Source organism: Synechococcus sp. R5-12 (assembly GCF_047502655.1).
Taxonomy (GTDB): domain Bacteria; phylum Cyanobacteriota; class Cyanobacteriia; order Thermostichales; family Thermostichaceae; genus Thermostichus.
In genome coordinates, this window is the sequence record NZ_JANSIM010000124.1 from 1 (window position 1) to 991 (window position 991).

General features: G+C 58.1%; 1 protein-coding gene. It reads right to left on the bottom strand.

What is annotated here, in order from left to right; translation table 11 throughout:
* Positions 1-55: 55 nt before the first annotated feature.
* A complete protein-coding gene (locus tag NW843_RS07550) occupies positions 56-943 on the bottom strand; it encodes an ABC transporter substrate-binding protein (RefSeq protein ID WP_414522569.1) in 888 nt (295 codons plus the stop codon).
* Positions 944-991: the final 48 nt, after the last annotated feature.

Below are 991 nucleotides of genomic sequence, written 5' to 3' on the forward strand. Positions count from 1 at the left end.
GAACAGTGATGTTCAGCAGTGTTCAGCGTAAATGTATCAGACACTCCAAGTCCGTTCAAAAAATGCGGGCTAACTGCTTGCAGGCAACTCTAATTTTCTCCAAGCTACCGGGATTGACCAAGCCGTAGTAGTCAAATCCATAAACTTTCCCAGTTTGGACGGCTTGCAACCGATTCCAAAAGGGGCGGGAACGGAAAAACGCCAAGGGATCCGCCGCCTCCGGGTTGACCACCAGCAGAACTTCTGGGTTGGCTTCCAGGATGCGCTCTGCCGAAAGGGTGACGTAGCCCCGAAAAGGCCCTTGGCTTTGCAAGGTAGCGGTGAGATTGTCCGCGCCAAAGCGTTCCAGCAGATCCCCGGCCCAGCTTTGTCGGTTGGGAGAAAGAATCGGCTGGGTGCCCACCAAAAGCAAGGTTTTGGGTCGAACGCGGGGCAGTTCCTGGGGCAAAAGGGATCCATACTGCCGCAGCAAGGGATCGGGATCCGCCCCCAAAGCAGCAGCCAGGGTGGCAATCGTCTCTTCCAAAGCAGCCCAACTGTCCACGCGGGTGAGGTAGGTGGGGATCCCCAGCTCCTGCAGCCGTTCTGCCAGAGCCTCGTGAAAGCCACTGGCCCCCACCACCCAGTCCGGTTGTAGGGCCACAAGCTGCTCCAGGTTGGGTTGGTTGCCCAGCCCCAGGCGGGTCAAGCCTTGGAAGCGGGGATCCTCCTCCAACAAACGACCGGCAGGGATCCCCACCAACCTATCGGGGGCCAAGCGATAGAGGATATCGGCAGTCAAGGTGGTGAGGCTGGCTACCCGACGAAAAGGACTCTGTCTCGCTGACAGGAGTGGCTCCTGAGGGATCCGACCTTGGGCTTGGGCCAAACGCCCCATTCCCCAGGCCCCCACGCTGGCCAGACCAAAGGCGAACAGTTGACGGCGAGAAAGACGAGACAGCATAGACAATCTGATACATTTACGCTGAACACTGCTGAACATCACTGTTCA

Bases quoted from the DNA above. Each gene is read 5' to 3' on its own strand.
- NW843_RS07550 (WP_414522569.1), bottom strand. From the start codon at position 943: ATGCTGTCTCGTCTTTCTCGCCGTCAACTGTTCGCCTTTGGTCTGGCC.